The sequence below is a fragment of the Nocardia rhizosphaerihabitans genome, from assembly GCF_014646295.1.
GTDB lineage: Bacteria > Actinomycetota > Actinomycetes > Mycobacteriales > Mycobacteriaceae > Nocardia > Nocardia rhizosphaerihabitans.
The window spans coordinates 1,238,756-1,259,097 of sequence record NZ_BMNE01000002.1 but is presented as its reverse complement, the minus strand read 5'-3'; the positions used below and the strand labels follow the sequence as shown (position 1 = coordinate 1,259,097).

Annotated in this window: 22 protein-coding genes; 9 read left to right on the top strand and 13 right to left on the bottom strand. The window is 67.9% G+C overall.

Annotated elements, in window-relative coordinates; translation table 11 throughout:
- Positions 1-353: 353 nt before the first annotated feature.
- On the bottom strand, positions 354-935 hold the full coding sequence (locus tag IEY60_RS12360) for a TetR/AcrR family transcriptional regulator (protein WP_189027159.1): 582 nt from the start codon (positions 933-935) through the stop codon (positions 354-356).
- An 80-nt stretch (positions 936-1,015) separates the two neighbouring features.
- Between IEY60_RS12360 and IEY60_RS12355 the strand changes: the two genes are divergently transcribed.
- Positions 1,016-1,702 (top strand): DUF899 domain-containing protein, encoded by a 687-nt coding sequence (locus tag IEY60_RS12355; protein WP_189027157.1) that lies wholly within the window; start codon positions 1,016-1,018, stop codon positions 1,700-1,702.
- Here IEY60_RS12355 and IEY60_RS12350 read toward each other — a convergent pair.
- Positions 1,681-2,214 (bottom strand): hypothetical protein, encoded by a 534-nt coding sequence (locus IEY60_RS12350; protein ID WP_229739727.1) that lies wholly within the window; start codon positions 2,212-2,214, stop codon positions 1,681-1,683. The genes IEY60_RS12355 and IEY60_RS12350 overlap by 22 nt on opposite strands.
- A gap of 147 nt (positions 2,215-2,361) precedes the next feature.
- On the opposite strand from IEY60_RS12350, the gene IEY60_RS12345 reads away from it, so the two are divergent.
- From IEY60_RS12345 to IEY60_RS12335, 3 genes are all read left to right on the top strand, one after another.
- Positions 2,362-3,354 (top strand): LLM class F420-dependent oxidoreductase, encoded by a 993-nt coding sequence (locus IEY60_RS12345; RefSeq protein ID WP_189027155.1) that lies wholly within the window; start codon positions 2,362-2,364, stop codon positions 3,352-3,354.
- A 237-nt stretch (positions 3,355-3,591) separates the two neighbouring features.
- Complete coding sequence (locus IEY60_RS12340; protein ID WP_189027566.1) at positions 3,592-5,034, top strand: endoglycoceramidase I; 1,443 nt, start codon at positions 3,592-3,594, stop codon at positions 5,032-5,034.
- A gap of 60 nt (positions 5,035-5,094) precedes the next feature.
- Positions 5,095-5,547, top strand: coding sequence for an RDD family protein (locus tag IEY60_RS12335; protein ID WP_189027153.1), 453 nt, complete (start codon positions 5,095-5,097; stop codon positions 5,545-5,547).
- Positions 5,548-5,556: 9 nt separating this feature from the next.
- On the opposite strand, the gene IEY60_RS12330 is transcribed toward IEY60_RS12335, so the two are convergent.
- From IEY60_RS12330 to IEY60_RS12310, 5 genes are all read right to left on the bottom strand, one after another.
- Positions 5,557-6,339, bottom strand: a complete 783-nt coding sequence (locus IEY60_RS12330; protein ID WP_229739726.1) for an NUMOD3 domain-containing DNA-binding protein — start codon at positions 6,337-6,339, stop codon at positions 5,557-5,559.
- A gap of 31 nt (positions 6,340-6,370) precedes the next feature.
- The gene (gene nrdE / locus IEY60_RS12325; protein ID WP_189027562.1) at positions 6,371-8,500 is read right to left on the bottom strand and encodes a class 1b ribonucleoside-diphosphate reductase subunit alpha; all 2,130 of its coding nucleotides are present in this window, start codon (positions 8,498-8,500) and stop codon (positions 6,371-6,373) included.
- An 11-nt stretch (positions 8,501-8,511) separates the two neighbouring features.
- On the bottom strand, positions 8,512-8,982 hold the full coding sequence (nrdI, locus tag IEY60_RS12320; RefSeq protein ID WP_189027151.1) for a class Ib ribonucleoside-diphosphate reductase assembly flavoprotein NrdI: 471 nt from the start codon (positions 8,980-8,982) through the stop codon (positions 8,512-8,514).
- 23 nt (positions 8,983-9,005) lie between these two features.
- A complete protein-coding gene (gene nrdH / locus IEY60_RS12315; RefSeq protein WP_189027149.1) occupies positions 9,006-9,239 on the bottom strand; it encodes a glutaredoxin-like protein NrdH in 234 nt (77 codons plus the stop codon).
- 389 nt (positions 9,240-9,628) lie between these two features.
- The gene (locus IEY60_RS12310) at positions 9,629-10,198 is read right to left on the bottom strand and encodes an NAD(P)H-dependent oxidoreductase (protein WP_189027146.1); all 570 of its coding nucleotides are present in this window, start codon (positions 10,196-10,198) and stop codon (positions 9,629-9,631) included.
- Positions 10,199-10,294: 96 nt separating this feature from the next.
- Here IEY60_RS12310 and IEY60_RS12305 point away from each other — a divergent pair, with 96 nt between their 5' ends.
- Positions 10,295-10,942 (top strand): TetR/AcrR family transcriptional regulator, encoded by a 648-nt coding sequence (locus IEY60_RS12305; RefSeq protein WP_229739725.1) that lies wholly within the window; start codon positions 10,295-10,297, stop codon positions 10,940-10,942.
- A 6-nt stretch (positions 10,943-10,948) separates the two neighbouring features.
- Entirely contained in the window at positions 10,949-11,773 is an 825-nt protein-coding gene (gene nadE, locus IEY60_RS12300) for an NAD(+) synthase (protein WP_189027142.1), read from the top strand.
- Positions 11,774-11,780: 7 nt separating this feature from the next.
- Here nadE and IEY60_RS12295 read toward each other — a convergent pair whose 3' ends face one another.
- The 3 genes from IEY60_RS12295 to moaA are packed head-to-tail and all read right to left on the bottom strand — an operon-like array spanning position 11,781 to position 13,447.
- Entirely contained in the window at positions 11,781-12,149 is a 369-nt protein-coding gene (locus tag IEY60_RS12295; protein ID WP_189027140.1) for an iron chaperone, read from the bottom strand.
- 4 nt (positions 12,150-12,153) lie between these two features.
- On the bottom strand, positions 12,154-12,396 hold the full coding sequence (locus IEY60_RS12290; protein WP_189027138.1) for a MoaD/ThiS family protein: 243 nt from the start codon (positions 12,394-12,396) through the stop codon (positions 12,154-12,156).
- Positions 12,389-13,447: a GTP 3',8-cyclase MoaA gene (gene moaA / locus IEY60_RS12285; RefSeq protein ID WP_189027136.1), complete on the bottom strand. Its 1,059-nt coding sequence runs from the start codon at positions 13,445-13,447 to the stop codon at positions 12,389-12,391. The genes IEY60_RS12290 and moaA overlap by 8 nt, the downstream gene beginning before the upstream one ends.
- A gap of 142 nt (positions 13,448-13,589) precedes the next feature.
- Here moaA and IEY60_RS12280 point away from each other — a divergent pair, with 142 nt between their 5' ends.
- From IEY60_RS12280 to IEY60_RS12270, 3 genes are read left to right on the top strand one after another with little or no spacing between them, the layout of a single operon-like run.
- The gene (locus IEY60_RS12280; RefSeq protein ID WP_189027134.1) at positions 13,590-14,795 is read left to right on the top strand and encodes a molybdopterin molybdotransferase MoeA; all 1,206 of its coding nucleotides are present in this window, start codon (positions 13,590-13,592) and stop codon (positions 14,793-14,795) included.
- On the top strand, positions 14,792-15,826 hold the full coding sequence (gene moaCB, locus IEY60_RS12275; protein WP_189027132.1) for a bifunctional molybdenum cofactor biosynthesis protein MoaC/MoaB: 1,035 nt from the start codon (positions 14,792-14,794) through the stop codon (positions 15,824-15,826). The genes IEY60_RS12280 and moaCB overlap by 4 nt, the downstream gene beginning before the upstream one ends.
- The gene (locus tag IEY60_RS12270; RefSeq protein ID WP_189027129.1) at positions 15,819-16,250 is read left to right on the top strand and encodes a molybdenum cofactor biosynthesis protein MoaE; all 432 of its coding nucleotides are present in this window, start codon (positions 15,819-15,821) and stop codon (positions 16,248-16,250) included. The genes moaCB and IEY60_RS12270 overlap by 8 nt, the downstream gene beginning before the upstream one ends.
- A 3-nt stretch (positions 16,251-16,253) precedes the next feature.
- Here IEY60_RS12270 and IEY60_RS12265 read toward each other — a convergent pair whose 3' ends face one another.
- From IEY60_RS12265 to IEY60_RS12255, 3 genes are all read right to left on the bottom strand, one after another.
- Positions 16,254-17,279, bottom strand: coding sequence for a CobW family GTP-binding protein (locus IEY60_RS12265; RefSeq protein WP_505827306.1), 1,026 nt, complete (start codon positions 17,277-17,279; stop codon positions 16,254-16,256).
- Positions 17,280-17,353: 74 nt separating this feature from the next.
- Positions 17,354-19,549, bottom strand: coding sequence for an N-acetylmuramoyl-L-alanine amidase (locus IEY60_RS36470; protein ID WP_189027125.1), 2,196 nt, complete (start codon positions 19,547-19,549; stop codon positions 17,354-17,356).
- A 175-nt stretch (positions 19,550-19,724) separates the two neighbouring features.
- Positions 19,725-20,261, bottom strand: coding sequence for a sigma-70 family RNA polymerase sigma factor (locus IEY60_RS12255; RefSeq protein WP_189027122.1), 537 nt, complete (start codon positions 20,259-20,261; stop codon positions 19,725-19,727).
- Positions 20,262-20,342: the final 81 nt, after the last annotated feature.

Here is a 20,342-nt window from a genome sequence, read left to right as displayed (position 1 = left end):
AACAGTCCTCTGGCGCGACAGCGCGCATGCCCGCGGCCAGGCCGCGTGGATGCTACGAGAGTGGATCGGGAGACGGTGTTGCACACCGCGGGCGTCCACCGCCACGACCGTCACGCACAGCCGAATCGAATCGGCCGGAAATCAGTGAGAGGACGAAGGGGCGACGCCGCGCGGCCTTCGACTGGGGGGTTCGCTGCGCATGGCAACACCACCTCCTCGCAGTCGCTGCAGGCCTTCGCCGATGCAGATCGCCTGGAGTACCCACCTGGGCACACCCTTCCACCAGCAGAATACATGCGGAGCCCGAACGTTTCATCTTTACGCAGACGTACCACCGGTCACAGTGACCCCTATCACACCACGCGAGGCAGCCCCGCGATGATCGTGTCGACCGCCTGCTCGGCGAGCTTCCACAGCTCGGCGCGGTCGAGGTGACGCAGCGGTCCGCGCAGGGCGAGTTCGGCGAATCCGTGGACCGTGGACCAGCAACTCCAGGTCGCGGACCGGCGCGCCGCGGGCGCGAGATCGCCGATGTGGACCATCATGTCGAGCGCGTCGGCGAGGGCGAGATAGGCGGGCGAGTCGAGGACCGACTCCGGCGAGGTGTCACCGGCACCGAAGAACGCGACCGCGAACCAGCCCGGCTCGGCCAGCGCGAACCCGATATAGCCGAGGCCCACCGCGCGCAGGCTTTCGCGTGGCGCGACCAAGCCGCGCTCGGCCGCCATCCCCGTCGCCATCGCCGCCTCGATCGCGGCCGACACCGCGCGCAGCAGCGCCTGCCGGTCGGGAAAGTGCCGGTAGGCGGCATTGGGCGTGACACCGACACGGCGCGTGACCTCGCGGATCGTCAGCGCTTCGGGACCGCCCGACCTGGTGAGATCCAACCCGGCCTCGACCAGCGCCGCGGCGAGGTCACCGTGGTGGTAGGCCAACCGTTGAACTCCCTTCCGGCGAAGTGTACGGTGTGAACATATCAAATGTGCACGCCGTACACATTGAAGGAGTGGTCCGCATGACCGCACTACCGACCATCGTCGATCGCGACACCTGGCAGGCCGAGCTCGACAAGCTCCGGATCAGGGAGAAGGCGGCGACGCGCGAACTCGACGCCGTCGCCGCGCAACGGCGACGCCTGCCCGTCGTGCAGCTGCCCGACTACACACTGAAAGCCGAAGACGGGAGCGATGTTTCGCTCGCCGAGGTCTTCGACGGGCATTCCCAGCTGATCACCTACCACCACATGTGGACCGACGGGAACACCTGGCAGTGTCCCGGCTGCACCGGTCTCACCGCGCAGTACGCGCGACTGGATTTCCTCGCCGCCTACGACGCGCGTTTCGTGATCGTCACGCAGGGCCCGATCGATGAGGCCCTCGCCTACAAGCGTCGCGTCGGCAACACGATGACCTGGTACTCCACCCACGACAGCCCGTTCGGCGCCGACATGGGCGCAGGCCCCGGCGAGGGCTTCGCGGTGAACACCTTCCTGCGCGACGGGGACACCGTCTACCGCAGCTGGCACACCGACGGCCGCGGCACCGAACAGCTCGCCTACACCTTCGGCCTGATCGACGCGCTCCCCTACGGCCGCCAGGAGGAATGGCAGGACAGCCCCGAGGGCTGGCCGCAGTCGCCGACCTACAGCCGCTGGCCCAGCTCCAAGGACATCGCCGCGTCCTACGGCGACCCGAGCGCCTGACCCACCGCGTCGAGATCGGCGCCGACCACCTGCTCGACCGACCGCCAGTCGGGCGTGTGGCACAGCCAGTCCGGGGCCGGTGCCGTCTGCGCGCCGAACAGGTAGAGCCGGGGCACCAGGCCGCGTAGTGCCCGGTGCACGTCGAGGCGGTCGTCGATCATGTGGGTGATGCCCAGCTCCGCACAGTGCGGAGCCTTGTCCGCGCGGGAGCGGCAGAAGCGCAGGTGGTCACGGGGAATGCCGGTGCGGGTGGCGAAGTCGTGATGGTCGAGCCACTGCCTGGTGCGCTCCTCGATCCGCGGGCCGCACTTGGAGATCACCCAGGCATGGCCGTCGAAACGAGTCACCAGCCGGGCCAGGACGTCGAAGGCGTCGGGAGTGGGCGGTGTGTCCATCGCCTCGGCGAAGCCGCCGGACAGGAATACCGTGTCCGCGGCGCCCGGCTCGAGTGCGGCCCCCTGGATGACCCGGCCGAAGTCCACGCCGAGGCGTGGTCGTCGCATATCGTTCATACCCGTGCCAGCATGCCCGGTCGCGGGCGCGGCGCCAAGCGAATAACCAACGGTCCAGGATTCAGCGCGGCGCGCGTTCAATGGTTGCCTCGGTGCGCGGCAGTGGGAAAAGTGGGCAGGACACGTCAACACACCGAGGAGAAACCCGTGCGCTTCGGCATCTTCGTCCCCCAGGGCTGGCGGCTCGATCTGGTCGGCATCGAACCGGCAGACCAATGGGCGGTGATGCGCGAGCTGGCCCAGCGGTTCGACGCGGGCTCCGACTGGGAATCGATCTGGGTCTACGACCACTTCCACACCGTGCCCATCCCCACCGACGAAGCCACCCACGAGGCGTGGACGCTGATGTCGGCGTTCGCAGCCAGCACCTCTCGTGTGCGGCTCGGGCAGATGTGTACCGCCATGAGCTACCGCAACCCCGCCTACCTGGCCAAGGTGGCCGCCACCGTCGACATCATCTCCGGCGGCCGGGCGGAGATGGGCATCGGCGGCGGTTGGTACGAACATGAGTGGCGCGCTTACGGTTACGGCTTTCCGCCCGCCGGTGAGCGACTCGGCCGTCTCGACGAGGGCGTGCAGATCTTCCGCCAGGCGTGGCAGACCGGCCGGGCCACCCTCGACGGCAAGTACTACCAGGTCGACGACGCCATCGTGCACCCGAAGCCATTGCAGGAGAACGGGATCCCGATCTGGGTCGCCGGCGGTGGCGAGAAGAAGACGCTGCGGATCGCCGCGAAGTACGCGAACTACACCAACTTCAGCGGCGAGCCCGCGGAGTTCACCCGCAAATCGGAGATCCTGCGTCAGCACTGCGCCGAGGTCGGCACCGATTTCGCCGCCATCACCCGCAGCTCCAACTTCAACACCGTCGTCGGCAGCACCGAAGCCGAAGTCCAGGAACGCCTCTCGGCCATCATCGACCGCCTCAGCCCCTTCCTCGGCGCCGACGAAGCCAAAGCCCGTGTCCACGAACAGTTCGACACCAGCGCCGCCGTCGGCACCCCCGACCAGATCATCGAACGCCTCACCACCGTCAAGAATCTCGGCCTCGACTACGCCATCTTCAACTTCCCCGAAGCCGCCTACGACACCTCCGGCATCGAACTCTTCGAACGCGAGGTCATCCCGGCCCTGCGCTGAGCACCACCAGTTCTCACAGAATCACTTTCACAATCGATGTGTCCTTGACCACATCGATCCCATCCGGCTATGGTCTCACGCCAACGGACTTGGACATGCGTTCAAATGAACGCATGTCCACCTGTGGATCGAGGGATTTCTATGGCGATACTGGGCACTCGGCGGCTGCGTGGACCGGGTCGATCGCCATGGGGGCACGTGGTGCGGTGGTCGGCGGTCTCGGCGCTGGTGGTGGGAATGATGGCGAGTGCCGGGGTCTCGCCGGTGAGGGCGGAGCCGGGGGCCGCGTTGACGCCGGTGCGGGCGCAGGGGGCGGCGCTGGTCGACGGGTTCGGGCGGACGGTGTTGTTGCACGGGGTGAACACCGTCGACAAGGATGCGCCGTATCTGGAGCCGGGTGACGGGTTCGCCCTGACCGATGCGTCGGCGGCGCTGTTGGCGCGGCACGGGTTCAACACCGTGCGGCTCGGGGTGTCGTTCGACGGGTTGATGCCGAGCGAGGGCGTGGTCGACACCGCCTACCTCGATCGCGTCGAGAACGTGGTGGACACGCTGGCCGCGCACGGCATCTACACGCTGCTCGACAACCATCAGGACGGATTGTCGAAGATATGGGGCGGCAACGGGTTTCCCGAGTGGGCGATCCGGGCGCGGCCTGCCGACGGTGAGCCGAATCCCGGGTTTCCGCTCTATTACCTGATGCCGAGCATGAATGCCGGATGGGACGAGGTCTGGAACAACACCCACGGCGTCCTCGACCATCTCGGGGTCGCGCTGGGTGCGCTCGCCGAGCGGATGAACGGGCGGGCGAGTGTGCTCGGCATCGAATTGCTCAACGAACCATGGCCCGGCTCACCGTTTCTCAGCTGCTTCCCGAACGGCTGCCCGGACTTCGACGCGAAATACCAACGCGCACTGCAACGATTGACCGACGCGGTGCGGGCCCGCAATGCCGCAGTGCCCGTGTTCTGGGAGCCCAACGTCACCTGGAACGAGACGATGCCGAGCCATCTCGGCAAGAATCCGCCCATCACCAGCACCGACATCGTGTTCTCCCCGCACGACTACTGCATCCCCAGCCAGCTCGCCATCTACCTCGATCTCCCCGAGGAACTGCGCGCGGTGTGCCCGGTGCAGCAGGACAAGACCTGGTCCAACATCGACTCGTTCACCGACCGCACCGACATCCCCACCATGGTTACCGAATTCGGCGACGGTGATCCGACGGTGTTGCGCAACACCACCACTCGCGCCGACGAACGCTTCATCGGCTGGCACTACTGGCACTACCGCGGCAACGACGGTGACCCCTTCCGCGGCGACCTCGGCCGCGAACTTGTCCGCACCTATCCACAAGCCACCGCAGGGACCCCCGACGCGATGATTTTCGATTCCGGCACCGGCGATTTCGCCTACCGATACCGACCGCGCGCCGCCTCGGCGCCGACCGAGATCTACGTCTCCGACCTGTTCCATCCCGACGACTACGAAGTACAGGTCACCGGCGGCCGGGTCACCTCGGCAGCAGGCGCCCGCATCGTCACCGTGGAAGCCGACGGCACCGCCCCGGTCACCGTCCGCATCCCCCGTCCCGGCTCGGCGGGCGCGGACCTGCCCACCGACGGTGGCAGCGGATCGTCCTCGGGATTCCCCTGGTTGTCCAGTGGTTCCGCGGGCTGATCCAGGTCGGCAAGGTCGGCACCGGGTCTTTGTTAAGCGGTGTCCACCACGCTGAGCCACATGAGCAACGCAGCACCGCCCCGGCGCGCGACGAGGAACGGCGGATACGAGCGCGACGCCGACGGGCGACTGAAGTTCGTCGCACCCGAAACGCGGGAACCCACACGTCCGAAGGACGAATTCCCGCTCACCGGAACCACTTCCAGCGGCGACGAGACCGGGGTCATCCCCGCCTTCCTCATCGACATGACGCTGCACGCCGCGATCGGCGCCACCACCTGGTACCTCGCCCCAGGCCCGACCGCCGTCCTGTACGGCATCCTCGCCTGGCTCGGCGCGTCCTTCCTGCACCGCACGGTCGTCCAACGACTCGCCCGAACGACATTCGGCAAGTGCTCCTTCGGCCTCCAACTCCGCCACGCCGACGGCACCTACCCCTCGTTCTGGCAGCTGACCGTCCAGTGGTTCCGCGGCGGCTGGTGCTGCTTCGACCTCTTCGGCAGTGCCGGCTGACGATCGAGTTCAGCTATCGGCCTCAGGTTTGGGATCGCTCGGTTTCGCCTGGTCCTCGACGCAGTACGTACACGACTGTTTGAACACGCCCTTGTTCGTGTGATGACGTGTGTGCGCGCTACGTCGACTCGACGGCATCGGTCGGCCCTTCCGAACAGCAGACATCTTCGCCCGAGTCTCGGCGCTTGCTGTCCGCCCGTAGTTCGGGTTTCCCGCGCCGGTTCTCATCTCCGAAAGGCGCCGACGCGATTCCTCCGACATCACGCGGCCGAATCCGGGGTGTTCGGGGCCGAACTTCCCATAGTTGGGATTGGCTTCGCCTTGATATGTACCTTTGCGCTCGGCCGACCACTTCGCCCGCTGTGGAGCCGAGTGCGTGCCCCCGTAAAACGGATTCTCTTCTCCGAAACGACTCACACCCGGGCGGCCGGTCGACCGGATTCGCGCGGCCTCCCGCATTTCCGCAGTCCAGACCACACCAATCGGCCCGAGTCCGCCATCAGCCAGATTGAGCAGCGGCTGGCCTTCCCTGCGCAGGTACGCAATCCAATCAATCTCCGCGCGGCCCAAACGATCTAGTCCGCAGACCCAATCGAGGACGTCGGCAATTACATCGTCGCGATTCTGTTTGCGCAGCCAATCGTAGAACGGGGTCTTTCGACCTGCACCGGCTTCCTTGAAATGCTGGCGAAGCCGAACATGCGCCGACTTTGTTGTCAGCCCGATATAGCGATAGTCATACTCGGTGCGGAGACGAACTCCGTAGATCACACCATCAGTCGGCTTCCCCACCAGACCTCCGCACCGAGTTTGCTACGAGCAATTACAACATGCAGCTGACGCAATTCTCAATTTCAGTCCCCTGCAATGCCATTTGGCGCAGGCGGATGTAGTACAGCGTCTTGATCCCCTTGCGCCAGGCGTAGATCTGGGCTTTGTTGATATCGCGGGTGGTGGCGGTGTCCTTGAAGAACAGGGTCAGGGACAGGCCCTGGTCTACGTGCTGGGTGGCGGCGGCGTAGGTGTCGATGATCTTCTCGTAGCCGATTTCGTAGGCGTCGTCGTAGTACTCGAGGTTGTCGTTGTCGAGGTACGGGGCCGGGTAGTAGACGCGGCCGATCTTGCCTTCCTTGCGGATCTCGATCTTCGACGCCACCGGGTGGATCGAGCTGGTGGAGTGGTTGATGTAGGAGATCGAACCGGTCGGCGGGACGGCCTGCAGGTTCTGGTTGTAAATGCCGAACTCCTGCACCGAGGCCTTCAGCTCACGCCAGTCTTGCTGGGTGGGGATGTGCACGCCCGCGTCGGCGAAGAGCTGGGCGACCTTGTCGGTCTTGGGCTCCCACGCCTGATCTGTGTACTTGTCGAAGTACTCGCCGCTGGCGTACTTGGAGTCGGCGAACCCACCGAAGGCGGTGCCGCGCTCCTTGGCGATCAGGTTCGAGGCCCGGATCGCGTGGTAGACCACGGTATAGAAGTAGATGTTGGTGAAGTCGACACCCTCTTCGGAGCCGTAGTGGACCCGCTCCCGCGCCAGGTAGCCGTGCAGGTTCATCTGGCCCAGGCCGATGGCGTGGGACTCGTTGTTGCCCTGCTCGATCGAGGGCACCGAGTAGATGTGGGTCTGATCCGACACCGCGGTCAGCGCGCGAATCGAGGTCTCGATGGTCTGGCCGAAGTCCGGCGAGTCCATCGCCTTGGCGATATTGAGCGACCCGAGGTTGCAGGAGATGTCCTTGCCGACCTTCGAGTAGGACAGGTCGTCGTTGAACTCCGAGGGGGTCGAGACCTGCAGGATCTCCGAGCACAGGTTCGAGTGGGTGATCTTGCCCTTGATCGGGTTGGCCCGGTTCACCGTGTCCTCGAACATGATGTAGGGGTAGCCCGACTCGAACTGCAGCTCGGCGATGGTCTGGAAGAACTCGCGCGCCTTGATCTTCGACTTGCGGATGCGCTTGTCGTCGACCATCTCGTAGTACTTCTCGGTGACGTCGACATCGGCGAACGGCTTACCGTAGATGCGCTCGACGTCGTACGGCGAGAACAGGTACATGTCCTCGTTCTTCTTCGCCAGCTCGAAGGTGATGTCCGGGATCACCACGCCCAGCGACAGCGTCTTGATGCGGATCTTCTCATCCGCGTTCTCGCGCTTGGTGTCGAGGAAGCGGTAGATGTCGGGGTGGTGGGCGTGCAGGTACACCGCGCCCGCGCCCTGACGCGCGCCCAGCTGGTTGGCGTAGGAGAACGAGTCCTCCAGCAGCTTCATGATCGGGATGACACCCGAGCTCTGGTTCTCGATCTTCTTGATCGGCGCGCCGTGCTCACGAATGTTGCTCAGCAGCAGCGCGACACCGCCGCCGCGCTTGGACAGCTGCAACGCGGAGTTGATGGAGCGCCCGATGGACTCCATGTTGTCCTCGATGCGCAGCAGGAAGCAGGACACGGGCTCGCCGCGCTGCTTCTTGCCGGAGTTGAGGAAGGTCGGGGTGGCGGGCTGGAAACGGCCGTCGATGATCTCGTCGACCAGCTTGCTCGCCAGCACCTCGTCGCCGGCGGCCAGCGTCAGCGCGACCATGACGACACGGTCCTCGAACCGCTCCAGGTAGCGCTTGCCGTCGAAGGTCTTGAGCGTGTACGAGGTGTAGTACTTGAACGCGCCGAGGAAGGTGGGGAACCGGAACTTCTTGGCGTAGGCCTGCTGGAACAGGGCCTTGATGTACTCGCGGCTGTACTGGTCGAGAACCTCGGGCTCGTAGTAGTTCTCCTTGACCAGGTAGTCCAGCTTCTCGTCCAGGTTGTGGAAGAAGACGGTGTTCTGGTTGACGTGCTGCAAGAAGTACTGGTGTGCGGCCTCGCGGTCCTTGTCGAACTGGATCTTGCCGTCGGGGCCGTACAGGTTCAGCATCGCGTTGAGAGCGTGGTAGTCGAGTACCTCGCCCGCATCGGCGCGCACCGCGGCCTGCTCTAGGCGGGCAGTCTTGCCGGTCGGTGCTGTGGTTGCTGTTGCCAAAACAATCCCAATCCCTCTCGGACGCGCACGACGTCCTCAGCGGTTCCCATGAGTTCGAAGCGATACAGGTAGGGCACCCCGCACTTGCGCGAGATGATGTCGCCTGCGGCGCAATAGGTATCGCCGAAGTTCGTGTTGCCGGCCGCGATCACCCCGCGCAGCAGGGCGCGGTTGTGCGGGTCGTTGAGGAACTTGGCGACCTGCCGCGGTACGAGGTCCTTGTCGGACCGTTGCCCACCCATGACGTGCCGACCACCCCCGTAAGTAGGAGTGATCAGCACGTAGGGTTCGTCGACGCGCAGCGAATCAGCGGTGTGCAGTGGTAGCCGAGTAGCCGGGAGGCCCAGCTTCTCGACGAAACGATGAGTGTTCTCCGAAGCGCTGGAGAAGTAGACCAGCCCGCCCGGAGTGATCCGCTCGGGCATGGGCGCCTCCTTCCGGCGAAGTCCTAGGCGGCGGCGACCGCGAGCGACTTGATGCGGTCGGGACGGAAGCCCGACCAGTGATCCTCACCCGCGACGACGACGGGCGCCTGCAGGTAGCCGAGCGCCATGACGTAGTCGCGCGCCTCGGCGTTCTCGGAGATGTCGATGACGTCGTAGTCCACCCCGGCCTTGTCGAGCGCCTTGTAGGTGGCATTGCACTGGACGCAAGCGGGCTTGGTGTACACGGTGATGGTCATCTAGAGTCCCTCTCTCCTATGCCTGATCCACAGCCTGTGATCCGTATGCAGTGCACGAACGGTGATGCTGCGCAAACTCCTGGATCTGGCGAAGAAAGCCCTGCTCGTAACCCCTTCCCTTGGGCCCGATCAGTGGTGGCTTCACACCGTCTTCCAGTACTGGAGACACTACACCTAGTGGCCGACAGATTGGAACAACACAAGGTGTTGCGAGTCGCACAGATGTAATTCCGACGCGGTAAGTCCCAGGACGCGCGATCGACACGCTGGGAAAACAGTGGCCCAGATCACGATTTTGCATCCCGGCGAGTCTTCAGCAAACTTCGCAGACAGCGAAGGGGCGTCGCCTCCGCGATGGATGCGACGCCCCGTTCGAGCCGACCGACAGCTTACGCCGTGACGAGCTCGCCGTGTGCAGCGGAGACCAGCTCGTGGACGGTGGCGCCGAGCTGGGTCAGCGCCTCGGCGTCCTGGGCCGGGTGGGTCTGACCGAAACGCTCGCCGATGGTGCCGAACCGCGCGGTGGCTGTCTCGACGACGACACCGCCCGCGACACCGACCGCCTTGACCGCGTCACCGTGGGCCCACTCGGCCGCCCGCGGGCTGATCGAGGCGCTCACGACGGCGACCGGCTTGCCCTTGATCGCGCCGACGCCGTACGGGCGCGAGGCCCAGTCGATGGCGTTCTTCAGCACGGCGGGCAGGGTGCCGTTGTATTCGGGGGTGACCAGCAGGATGCCATCGGCCGCGGCGACGGCCTCGCGCAGCGCCTGGGCCTGCGCGGGAACCGAGCCGGGGACATCCAGGTCCTCGTTGTAGAAGGGGATCTCGGCGAGACCCTCGTAGATCGCGATCTCGACGCCGTCCGGCGCGGTCTGCACGGCAGCCTCGGCGAGCCTGCGGTTGATCGAGCCCGCGCGCAGGCTTCCGACGAGAGTGAGGATGCGGGTCCCGGCCATGACGACTCCTGGTGTACTCAGTGGGATGATCGAAGTTTCACCCGACATTAACCGGACCCCAGTCCGATTACTTCCCGCGGAGGACGTGTGAACGGCGTGAGCTCCAGCACACCCAGGTCGGACGGGCCGCCGTTGCTGCCGATCGGGCAACCGCTGCCCGGCAATGCCGAGCCGATCGAGCGCGCCGACGCCGCCCGCAACCGGGCGCTGCTGCTCGACGCGGCCCAGCAGTTGGTGCGCGAGCACGGGGTCGCCGGGCTGACGATGGATGCCGTCGCCAAGCGTGCCGGCGTCGGCAAGGGCACCGTCTTCCGCCGGTTCGGCAATCGCACCGGGCTGATGCTGGCCCTGCTCGACCACTCCGAACAGAAGTTCCAGGCCGCGTTCATGTTCGGACCAGCCCCGCTCGGCCCGGACGCGAGGCCGGTCGATCGGCTGATCGCGTTCGGGCGGACCCGGCTGCTCGACATCGAGGTCGAGAGCGATCTGCACCGGGCCGCCGAGGAGAAGGGGCGTTTCGGCGGTGGTCCGTACGGCCTGCACAAGGCGCATGTCGTGCTGTTGTTGCGCGCGGCCGGGGTGACCGGGGAGCTGCCGCTGATCGCCGACTCGCTGCTGGCGACGCTGTCGGCGGCACTGGTCATTCACCAGATCGCCATCCTCGGCTATACCCGTGCTCAGATCGGCGACAACTGGGAATGGCTCGTTCGCCGGGTCGTTTCGGCTGGGGCACAAGTAGAGTGAGGCGGCATGGGGACACTGCGTGAACAGATCATCGCCGAGTTGGGCGTGCTGCCGGAGATCGAGCCGAAGCAGGAGGTCCGCCGTCGCGTCGACTTCCTCAAGGACTATCTGAACTCCACCCCCGCCGAAGGCTTCGTCCTCGGCATCAGCGGCGGCCAGGACAGTGCGCTCGCGGGCAGGCTGTGCCAGCTCGCCGTCGAGGAGCTACGCGCCGACGGCGTCGAGGCGAAGTTCCTCGCGGTGCGCCTGCCCTATGGTGTGCAGGCCGACGAGCACGACGCGCAGGTCGCCCTGAACTTCGTCGACCCGGATCGGTCGGTCGTGGTGAACATCCGGCCCGGCGCCGACTCGGTGGCGGCCGAGGTCGCCGGCGCCCTCGACCACGAGCGGCTGCGCGATTTCGTGCGCGGCAATATCAAGGCCCGTGAGCGGATGGTCGCCCAGTACGCGCTGGCCGGGCAGGAGAATCTGCTGGTGGTCGGCACCGATCACGCCGCCGAGGCGGTCACCGGGTTCTTCACCAAGTTCGGTGACGGCGGCGTCGACATGACCCCGCTCACCGGTCTCACCAAGCGGCAGGGCGCGGCCCTGCTGCAGGAACTGGGCGCACCGTCGAGCATCTGGTCCAAGGTCCCCACCGCCGACCTCGAGGACGACCGGCCCGCCCTGCCCGACGAGGAAGCTCTCGGCCTGCGCTACGCCGAAATCGACGACTACCTCGAGGGCAAGGACGTCACCCCGGAGGTCGCCGCCCGCGTCGAGTCGATCTTCACCAACACCCGGCACAAGCGCACCGTCCCGGTCACCCCCCTCGACACCTGGTGGCGCTGAGCCCGGTTCAGCAGATGACGGCGCCGTCGCCGGAGGCGGTGGCGCGCAAGAGGTCTCGCACCAGGTCGAAGTCGATCTCGGCCGGGTTGCGGAACCGGAGGCAGCCTTTGCCCATGTCGTGGGCTGACAGGCGGTCGTCGAAGGCGGCGCGGATGTCGGAACGCAGCAGGTAGAAGGAGATGTACTGCTTCTGGCTGGCGAAGGCGATCTCGCCGACGCCGTCGCGTTCGTAGCCGGGCATGCCGTGGGCCATGACCTCGGTGAATCCGGGTAGCTCGGCCAGACACAGCTCGCGCAGCCGGGTCAGCGCCGCACGTCGCTCGTCCGGGAGTTCGGCCAGGTAGGCGGGGACGTCGGGGGCTTTGCTCTGCACCATCTGGCTAGCCGCCCGCGAACGGGGGCAGGACGTCGACACGGTCGCGGAGCATGGCCGACGGGTCGCGGGTGAGTTCGTCGCCGATCAGGAAAGCGCAGACGCCGACGAGGGAGTCGACCTCGGAGCCGTAGGTGGCGGCGAGGGTGGCGCGCAGGTCGGCGACGGTCGCGCCGGGCGGGAGTTCGAGTGATTCGGTGTTCTTGCCGACGGCGTCGGCGATCGCGGCGAAGTAGCGGACCTCAACCACCGATGGCTCCCATCGTGCGTTCCGGGGGGACGAAGCCGGCGGCGTCGATGCCGTGACCAGCCCATTTCTGCCACATCGCGCCGCGCCACAGCTCGGCGACCTCGTCGTCGTCGGCGCCGGCGCGCAGCGCGGTCCGCACGTCGAACTCCTGGTCGCTGAACAGGCACGAGCGCAGCATGCCGTCGGCGGTGAGCCGGGTGCGGTCGCAGCTGTCGCAGAACTTACGGGTGACGGTGGCGATGATGCCGACCGTCGCCGGTCCGCCGTCGACCAGCCACTTCTCGGCCGGCGCCGAGGGATCGGAGCGACCGACCTCGGTGAGGGCGAACCGCTCGCCGAGCACCTCCAGGAGGTCGGCCGCGGTCACCATGTTGGTGCGCGCCCACTCGTGGTCGGCGTCGAGCGGCATCTCCTCGATGAACCGCAGCTCGCACTGTTCGGCCAGGCACCACGCGAGCAGGTCCGGCGCACCGGCCAGGTTCTGGCGCATCAGGACCGCGTTCACCTTCACCGGAGCCAGGCCGGCATCGCGGGCGACGCGGATGCCGTTGAGCACCGACTCGAGCCGGTCACGGCGGGTCAGCCGGGTGAAATCTTCCCGGTCGACGGTGTCGAGGGAGACGTTGACCCTGCTCAGGCCCGCCTTCGCGAGTGCGTGCGCGCGGTGTTCGAGGCCGACGCCGTTGGTCGTCATCGCCAGTGGCGTGCCCGGCACGGCCGCGTGACAGCCCGCGATGATCTCCTCGAGCTCGCGGCGCATCAGTGGCTCGCCGCCGGTGAAGCGCACCTCACGCACGCCGAGTTCGCGGACGGCGAGCGAGACCAACCGCACGATCTCGTCGGCACTGAGCAGCTCCTCGCGCGGGATCGGCGGCAGCCCTTCCTCGGGCATGCAATAGGTACAGCGCAGGGAGCACTTCTCGGTGATGGAGACCCGTAGATCGCGCGCGACCCGGCCGAAGCGATCGACGAGGAGCGGCGTATCGGGCCGGCCGTCCAGGGAAGGCCGCTCCGATCGCACAGCGGGTATCCCCATTTCGACCAGCGTCATTCCTACAGTATGACTCGTCGAGCCGGGCGCGAACCGTGCGGAGCACCGATCTGTCACGAAGTCGACAGCTCACCACGCCCGCTCGGACTCTGTGAGCGATGCGGGAAGAACTCGCCGGTCGGACGGCGATTAGGCTGGCAGCATGACTCCCCGGCCCGCCACCACGTCGGCGCGCAGCGTCGACGAGTACCGCGACACCGTCGCCGCGCTGCTGGCCCACCTCGCCGACCGCGCCGACGAACAGGTGCCGGTGCCCGCTGCGCTCGGCCGGGTGCTCTCGGCCGATGTGCTCTCGCCCATCGACCTCCCGGTGTTCCGGAACTCGGCGATGGACGGGTACGCGGTGCGTGCCGCCGATGTCGCCGTCACCCCGGTGACCTTGCCGGTCGCCGGTGTCGTCGCGGCGGGCAAACCGGGAACAACGGCGCTGCCGGCGGGTTCGGCGCTCAAGGTGATGACCGGTGCGCCGATTCCGCCCGGCGCCGACTGTGTCGTCCCGGTCGAGGACGTGCAGGCGGGTGCGGGCCGGATCGTGGTCGAGCGTGGTCGCGGTCGCGGCGAGTTCGTGCGGGAGGCGGGCACCGATGTGCGCGCCGGTGAGCTGGTAGCCAAGGCGGGCACCGTGGTGGCGCCCCGGCACATCGCCGCGCTGGCCGCCGTCGGCCTGCCGAGCGTGCCGGTGCTGAGCCGACTACGCGCGGTCTGTATCACCACCGGCGACGAACTCCAGCCCGCCGGGGCGGAACTCGCGCCGGGCCAGATCTACAACTCGAACGGGATCGCGCTGGCCGCTGCTTTGCGGGCCGACGGGGTCGAGGTCGTCGACGTCGCCCACAGCACCGACGATCCGGCGGAGTTCACCGCCGTGCTGCGCGCCGCGGTCGCCGCCGCCGATCTCGTCTTCACCTCCGGCGGGGTGTCCAAGGGCGATTTCGAGGTCGTCAAGGATGTGCTGGAACCGCTCGGCGGCACCTTCGGTTCGGTCGCGGTGCAACCCGGCGGACCACAGGGATACACGGTCGTCGACGGTGTGCCCGTGCTGAGTTTCCCCGGGAATCCGGTGAGCACGACGGTCTCCTACACGGTGTTCGCCCGCGATGTGGTGCGCGCGCTGGGCGGGCTGCCCGCGCCCGGCACCGCCGAGGTGACCTTGCTGACGCCGGTGCGCTCCCCCGCCGGACGGCGTCAGTATCTGCGCGGCCTGGTGACCGACGACGGCGTCGAGGTCGTCTCGGGCCCCGGCTCCCATCTCATCGCCGGCATGGCCTGGGCCGATGTGCTGGTGGATGTGCCCGCCGAGGTCACCTCGCTGCCCGCGGGTGCCACTGTGCGAATCTTGAGACTATGAGCGAGTTGTCCCACGTCGACCGCGAGGGTCGGGCACGCATGGTCGATGTCAGCGCCAAAGCCGACACCGCCCGGATCGCCGTTGCCGCAGGAGAATTACAGACCACCGCCGAGGTGGTCGCGCTCGTCCGCGCCGAGGGGATGCCCAAGGCGGACGTGCTCTCGACCGCGCGGCTGGCCGGAATCGCCGGTGCCAAGAAGACTTCCGAGCTGATCCCGCTGTGTCATCAGCTGGCGCTGTCGTCGGTGAAGGTGGAATTCGGGTTCACCGAGACGACCATCACGGTGGAGGCGACCGCGAAGACCACCGGGCCGACCGGGGTCGAGATGGAGGCGCTGACCGCCGTCGCCGTCGCGGGGCTCACGCTGCACGACATGGTCAAGGCCGTTGATCCCGCCGCGGTGATGAACGGAGTGCGGCTGCTCACCAAAGAAGGTGGTAAGCACGGACATTGGGTGCGGCCGGAGACGGAACCTTCCGGCGAGGCGCTGAGCCGGTTGGCCCAGGTCGACAGCGGATCCGTGCCGGATGCGGGACAGGCTGCGTCCGTGCGTGATTCGCGCTCCGCGGTGGTCGTGGTCGCGTCCACCGGTGCGGCGGCGGGTACCCGCGTCGACACCACCGGACCCGTGCTCGCCGAATGGCTGACAGCACAAGGCTTCTCGGTGCGCGGCCCGCTCGTGTACGCCGATGCCGACATCGCGGCCGGCCTGGCCGACGCGCTGCTCGGCGGACCCGCGCTGGTGATCACCACCGGCGGCACCGGCGCCTCCCCCACCGATGCCACCCCCGAGGCGACCCGCGCCGTACTCGACCGCGAACTGCCCGGTGTCGCCGATGCCATCCGGCAGCGTGGCACCGCGAAGTTCCCGCTCGCCGCGCTCAGCCGGGGTGTCGCGGGGCTGGCGGGCCACACCGTCGTGGTCAACCTGCCCGGATCGCCGGGCGGGGTGAAGGACGGAATCGCGGTCCTGGAACCACTGTTGGACCATCTGCTCGCGCAAGTAGCCGGAGGCGGCGACCATGAATGACCACGGCGCGGTGCGCCTGACCGCGATCAGCGATCAGGCGCTCGATCCCATCGCCGTCGAAAGTGCCGTCGACGGACCGGAATTCGGCGCTGTCGTCGTCTTCACCGGCAAGGTGCGCAATCACGACAGCGGCCAGGCCGTCACCTCGCTGGAGTACTCCGCGCACCCGCAGGCCGAGCGGTTCCTGAATGCCATCTGTGCCGAAGTCGCCGCCGCGCACGGGCTTCCGGTCGCCGCGACCCATCGCATCGGTTCGCTCACCATCGGTGATCTGGCGATCGTCGTCGCGGTGGCCGCGCCGCATCGGGCCGAAGCGTTCACCGTCTGCGCCGAACTCGTCGATCGGATCAAGCACGAGGTGCCGATCTGGAAGCGGCAGCTCTTCGCCGACGGCCTGTCCGAATGGGTCAATGCCTGCGGCTGAGCGTCACTGCGGGGTGTAGCGCCACACGCCGAGCATCGCCTGCTCGTCCATCGGTTCGTCGCCATCGAAGACGGTGGCGTGCAAGCGATCCAGTGCCGCGTCGGCGTCGAGGCCGGAGCCGATCAGCACCAGATTCGACACGCGTTCCTCCCCGCGCGCCCACGGACCGGGCGTGAACACGACGTGTCTGCCGACCAGGTGCATCTCGAATTTGCGCCGCTCCCCCGCTACCGCGAAGGCCACGCAGCCCTTGGCGCGGAACAGGCCCGGTGGCGGGTCCTCCAGGAAGGCGATCAGGGCACGGGGGTTCAGCGGGCGCTTGCTGGTGAACGACACCGAGACGTATTCGTCGTGCAGGTGCCGGTGGTCGGGGTCGTCGTGATCGTGGTCGTGCTCGTCGAGCAGGGAGTCGAAACTCAACTGCTGGGCCACCTTCGGCGGCTCGAGCTCGCGGTCGTCGAACAGCAGTCCGGGGTCGACGCGGCCGTGGGTCGTCGCGTACACCGGGACCTGACCCACCCAGCCCGCGATCTGCTCGCGCAGTGCGGCCAGCGCGTCGGCCGGCACCCTGTCGGCCTTGTTCACCAGCACCAGATCCGCCAGGCGCAGATGCGTCACCAGCTCGGGGTGCTGGGCGCTGGTCTCGCCGAACAGCTCGGCGTCGACGACCTCGACCAGTCCGCCGTACCCGATCCGCGGATTCGGGTTGGCCACCACCATCCGGATCAGATTCCGTGGTTCGGCCAGCCCGCTGGCCTCCACCACGATCACGTCGACGGCGCTGCGCGGCTGTGCCAGGCGCGCGAACAGGTCGTCGAGCTCGGACACGTCGACCGCGCAGCACACGCAGCCGTTGCCCAGCGACACCATCGCGTCGACCTGCCCGGCCACCAGCATCGCGTCGACGTTCACCGCACCGAAGTCGTTGACCACCACGCCGATCCGGGTGCCCCGGTTGTTGCGCAACAGATAGTTGAGCAGGGTCGTCTTCCCCGACCCGAGAAAACCCGCAACGATCACCACAGGAATCACTGTGCCGATTGTGCCCGAACGCTCGAAGCCGCCGGCTCCTGGGCGGAGTCGGCGGCTTCGGGTGCGCTCGGTTACTTCGTCGGGCCGAAGACCATGCCGACCAGGGTGTAGGCCAGGTTGATCAGCTGGTTGGTGATGGCGGCGTTGTCCATGCCGAGAGCCTGGGCCAGCGGCATCAGCAGATTCATGACGGTGAGGATCGGGCCGCCGAGGTCGCTCAGGTCGAGTTCGGAATCGGACTCGGCCGGGGCATCCGGGGTCGCCTTGGGCTTCGGGGCGGGGGCACGTTTGCGCGGAGTGGTTGTCGACGGCGCCTCGGGAGCGCCCGGCGCGGCGGTGCGCACTTCGGTGCCGCCGGGGACCTTCAGCTGACCGGCCGACCCGGTCGGCGACTTCGGGGCCTGCTGCTGGGCAGGGGCTTGATCGGCCGGAGCCGGATCGGTGCCGGGGGCTGTCAGACGGCCGCTGGAACCGCTCGGCAGGCGATCGGAGGCAATCGGGTGCTGTGCGGGGGCGGCCGCGATCGGGCCGCGGGCCGGGATGATGGCTGCCTGCGCGGGTGCAGGTGTGGGGGTCGGGGTGGGCTCGGCCGCGGGCGGCTGGTCGCCGGTGGGTGGGGTCTGGTCCGGGGATGCGGCGGGAGCCTGCGGGGCGGCGGGGGTTGGGGCCGGAGCGGGGGCGTCGGCGGGGGCAGGGGCGTTGGCGTCAGCCGGGGCGGGTGTGTTGGCCGGAGCCGGAGCGTCAGCCGGAGCCGGAGCGTTGGCCGGGCCGGGCACGCCGGCCGGAGCTTGCAAGTCAGCTGGTGCCGGCGGCTTTGCGGGAGCCGGCGAGTCAGCCGGAGCGGGCGAGTCAGCCGGAGCGGGCGAGTCAGCCGGAGCCGGACCGTCAGCCGGAGCCGGAGCATTGGCCGGAGCGGGCACGTCAGCCGGAGCGGGCGCGTTGGCCGGAGCCGGAGCGTCGGCCGGGGCGGGCACGCCGGCCGGAGCCTGCAAGTCAGCTGGTGCCGGCAGCTTTGCCGGAGCCGGCGAGTCAGCCGGAGCGGCTGGAGAAGGTGTGTCGGCGGAGGCAGGTCCATGGGTCGGAGCAGGCACGTTCGCTCGGGCAGGCGAGCCCGCCAGAGGAGACATGTCGGCCGGAGCAGTTCCGTCAGCTGGATCAGGCACGGTGGCTCGGGCGGGCGCGCCGGCCGGAGCAGGCGTGTTCCCGTCAGCCGGGGCGGGCGCGTCGGTGCCGGCCGGGGCAGGCGATGTCGACGTGGTGGCAGGGCGCGGCGTCGGAGCGGGCGCGTCGGCGGATTCACCGGACGGGGTGGGGGCCGCGCCGGACTCCGGGGCCGAAGTGGAAGCCGCGCCAGGTCGAGTGGTCGACGGTGACGCCACCTGCGGCTCCTGGGCGGGCGTCGGCGCGGTGGTCGACGCGGGCACCCGGCCGGGGGTGGGTTTCGAATCCGGCGCGAACGCGGGCACGGCGGCCCCGATTGGCCTGTTCAGCAGGAAGCCGACCACCCCGGTCGTGATGGCGACCGCATGCTTCAGGTGCCCCTCGCGCGATTCGAGCAGCGCGGCGTCCTCGGGATTGGCGCCGTTGCCCATCTCCACGAACACCAGCGGGACCTGCGTCAATGCCGGACCGGCCACATCCGCGCGGGTCTGCAGGCCGTTGCTGACACCGGCATAGGTGGCGGCCGGGAAGCCGGCGGCGAGGTAGGCGTCGCGGACCACGGTCGACGCGGCGCGGCCGGGGCCGGACTGCGCCAGATCGGCGGCCGAGTCCGGGATGGGCAGTTGCGGCACGATGAGGTGGAAGCCGCGCTGGTCGGCGGGCGCGCTGTCGGCGTGGATACTCACCGCGACCGCGGCGCCGGACTGATTGGCGGCGCGGGCACGATCGTCGACGCACCCGCCCCAGCCTTCGTCGTCGGCGCGGCTGAGCACCACATCGGCGCCCAGCGCCTGCAGCGACGCCTTCACCAGCTCGGCGACATTCCAGTTGATGGTGTGCTCGGGGACGCCGTTCAGCGACGTCATACCGGTGGTCTGGCAGTCCTTGGTACCGCCGCGGCCGTTGTCGACCTGGCGGCCCAGGTTCTCCGCATGCGCTGACCCCTGATGACCAGGGTCGAGGAAGATCGTCTTCCCCAGGAGCTGGTCGCCGGTGGCCGGCTCGGGCGCCGCGGTGGCCGGGCCGGGCACGAGCCCGGTCAGCGAGATCACGACCGCGGCGGAGACGGTGGAGCAGAGACCGGCCTTGATGATGTTTGGTTGCATGTTCGGTCGGTGCTCCGGAACGGAGCACCCCTCCCTTCCCATTGGTAACACCAAACCCAGTGGTTCACTCTTGCAACGTAGGCACCACAGAGCAAGCACAGTTACCGAAATGTGACAGGAAGAAAGGGGGAATCAGCGCTGGTCACGCGCCCAGATCATGATCGGAACAGGCCGATCAGGCAACCTCGGGCAATTGCCGCAGCGAGCGCAGCGCGTAGTGCACGCGGGTCTTGACCGTGCCGACCGGAACGCCTAATTCCGCGGCCACTTCCCGGTATCCGCGATCGCGCAGAATCACCTCGACCACCGCGGCCCGCTGCGGCTCGGACAGGCGCGCCAGCAGTTGGTCGACGAGCAGGCCGTCGACGAGTCCGTCCGCGAAATCCGGCTTGCCACAGCCCGCGACCTCGTTGATGTCGTCCCAGCCGACGTCACCGGGCCGGGCGGCGCGTGCCCGCACGATGTCGACGACGACATTGCGCTCGATCGCCAGCAGCCACGTCCGCACACTGCCTTTACGGGCGTCGAAGTCGCGACAGGAGCGCCAGCCGCGCAGCAGGGTCTCCTGCACGGCGTGTTCGGCCAGACCCGGGTCACCGAGACTGCGCATCGCCCGCCAGTGCAGCAGGCCGCGGTCGGCGGCCAGCACCTCGGCCAGCCCGTCGGTGGTACACAGTCGCGCACAGTGCGCACCGCAGAAATTGTCCCTCATATGGGGTTATCGCGCCGCGCGTCGCCGATGACAACGGCCTTAAGCAACTCTTCAGGATCCTGATGGTCCCCCACGCGACAC

Bases quoted from the DNA above. Each gene is read 5' to 3' on its own strand.
- IEY60_RS12270 (WP_189027129.1), top strand. From the start codon at position 15,819: ATGAATGACCACGGCGCGGTGCGCCTGACCGCGATCAGCGATCAGGCG.
- IEY60_RS12340 (WP_189027566.1), top strand. From the start codon at position 3,592: ATGATGGCGAGTGCCGGGGTCTCGCCGGTGAGGGCGGAGCCGGGGGCC.
- IEY60_RS12280 (WP_189027134.1), top strand. From the start codon at position 13,590: ATGACTCCCCGGCCCGCCACCACGTCGGCGCGCAGCGTCGACGAGTAC.
- IEY60_RS12355 (WP_189027157.1), top strand. From the start codon at position 1,016: ATGACCGCACTACCGACCATCGTCGATCGCGACACCTGGCAGGCCGAG.
- IEY60_RS12310 (WP_189027146.1), bottom strand. From the start codon at position 10,198: ATGGCCGGGACCCGCATCCTCACTCTCGTCGGAAGCCTGCGCGCGGGC.
- moaCB (WP_189027132.1), top strand. From the start codon at position 14,792: ATGAGCGAGTTGTCCCACGTCGACCGCGAGGGTCGGGCACGCATGGTC.
- nrdH (WP_189027149.1), bottom strand. From the start codon at position 9,239: ATGACCATCACCGTGTACACCAAGCCCGCTTGCGTCCAGTGCAATGCC.
- IEY60_RS12255 (WP_189027122.1), bottom strand. From the start codon at position 20,261: ATGAGGGACAATTTCTGCGGTGCGCACTGTGCGCGACTGTGTACCACC.
- IEY60_RS12295 (WP_189027140.1), bottom strand. From the start codon at position 12,149: ATGGTGCAGAGCAAAGCCCCCGACGTCCCCGCCTACCTGGCCGAACTC.
- nrdI (WP_189027151.1), bottom strand. From the start codon at position 8,982: ATGCCCGAGCGGATCACTCCGGGCGGGCTGGTCTACTTCTCCAGCGCT.
- moaA (WP_189027136.1), bottom strand. From the start codon at position 13,447: ATGACGCTGGTCGAAATGGGGATACCCGCTGTGCGATCGGAGCGGCCT.
- IEY60_RS12350 (WP_229739727.1), bottom strand. From the start codon at position 2,214: ATGAACGATATGCGACGACCACGCCTCGGCGTGGACTTCGGCCGGGTC.
- IEY60_RS36470 (WP_189027125.1), bottom strand. From the start codon at position 19,549: ATGCAACCAAACATCATCAAGGCCGGTCTCTGCTCCACCGTCTCCGCC.
- IEY60_RS12335 (WP_189027153.1), top strand. From the start codon at position 5,095: ATGAGCAACGCAGCACCGCCCCGGCGCGCGACGAGGAACGGCGGATAC.
- nadE (WP_189027142.1), top strand. From the start codon at position 10,949: ATGGGGACACTGCGTGAACAGATCATCGCCGAGTTGGGCGTGCTGCCG.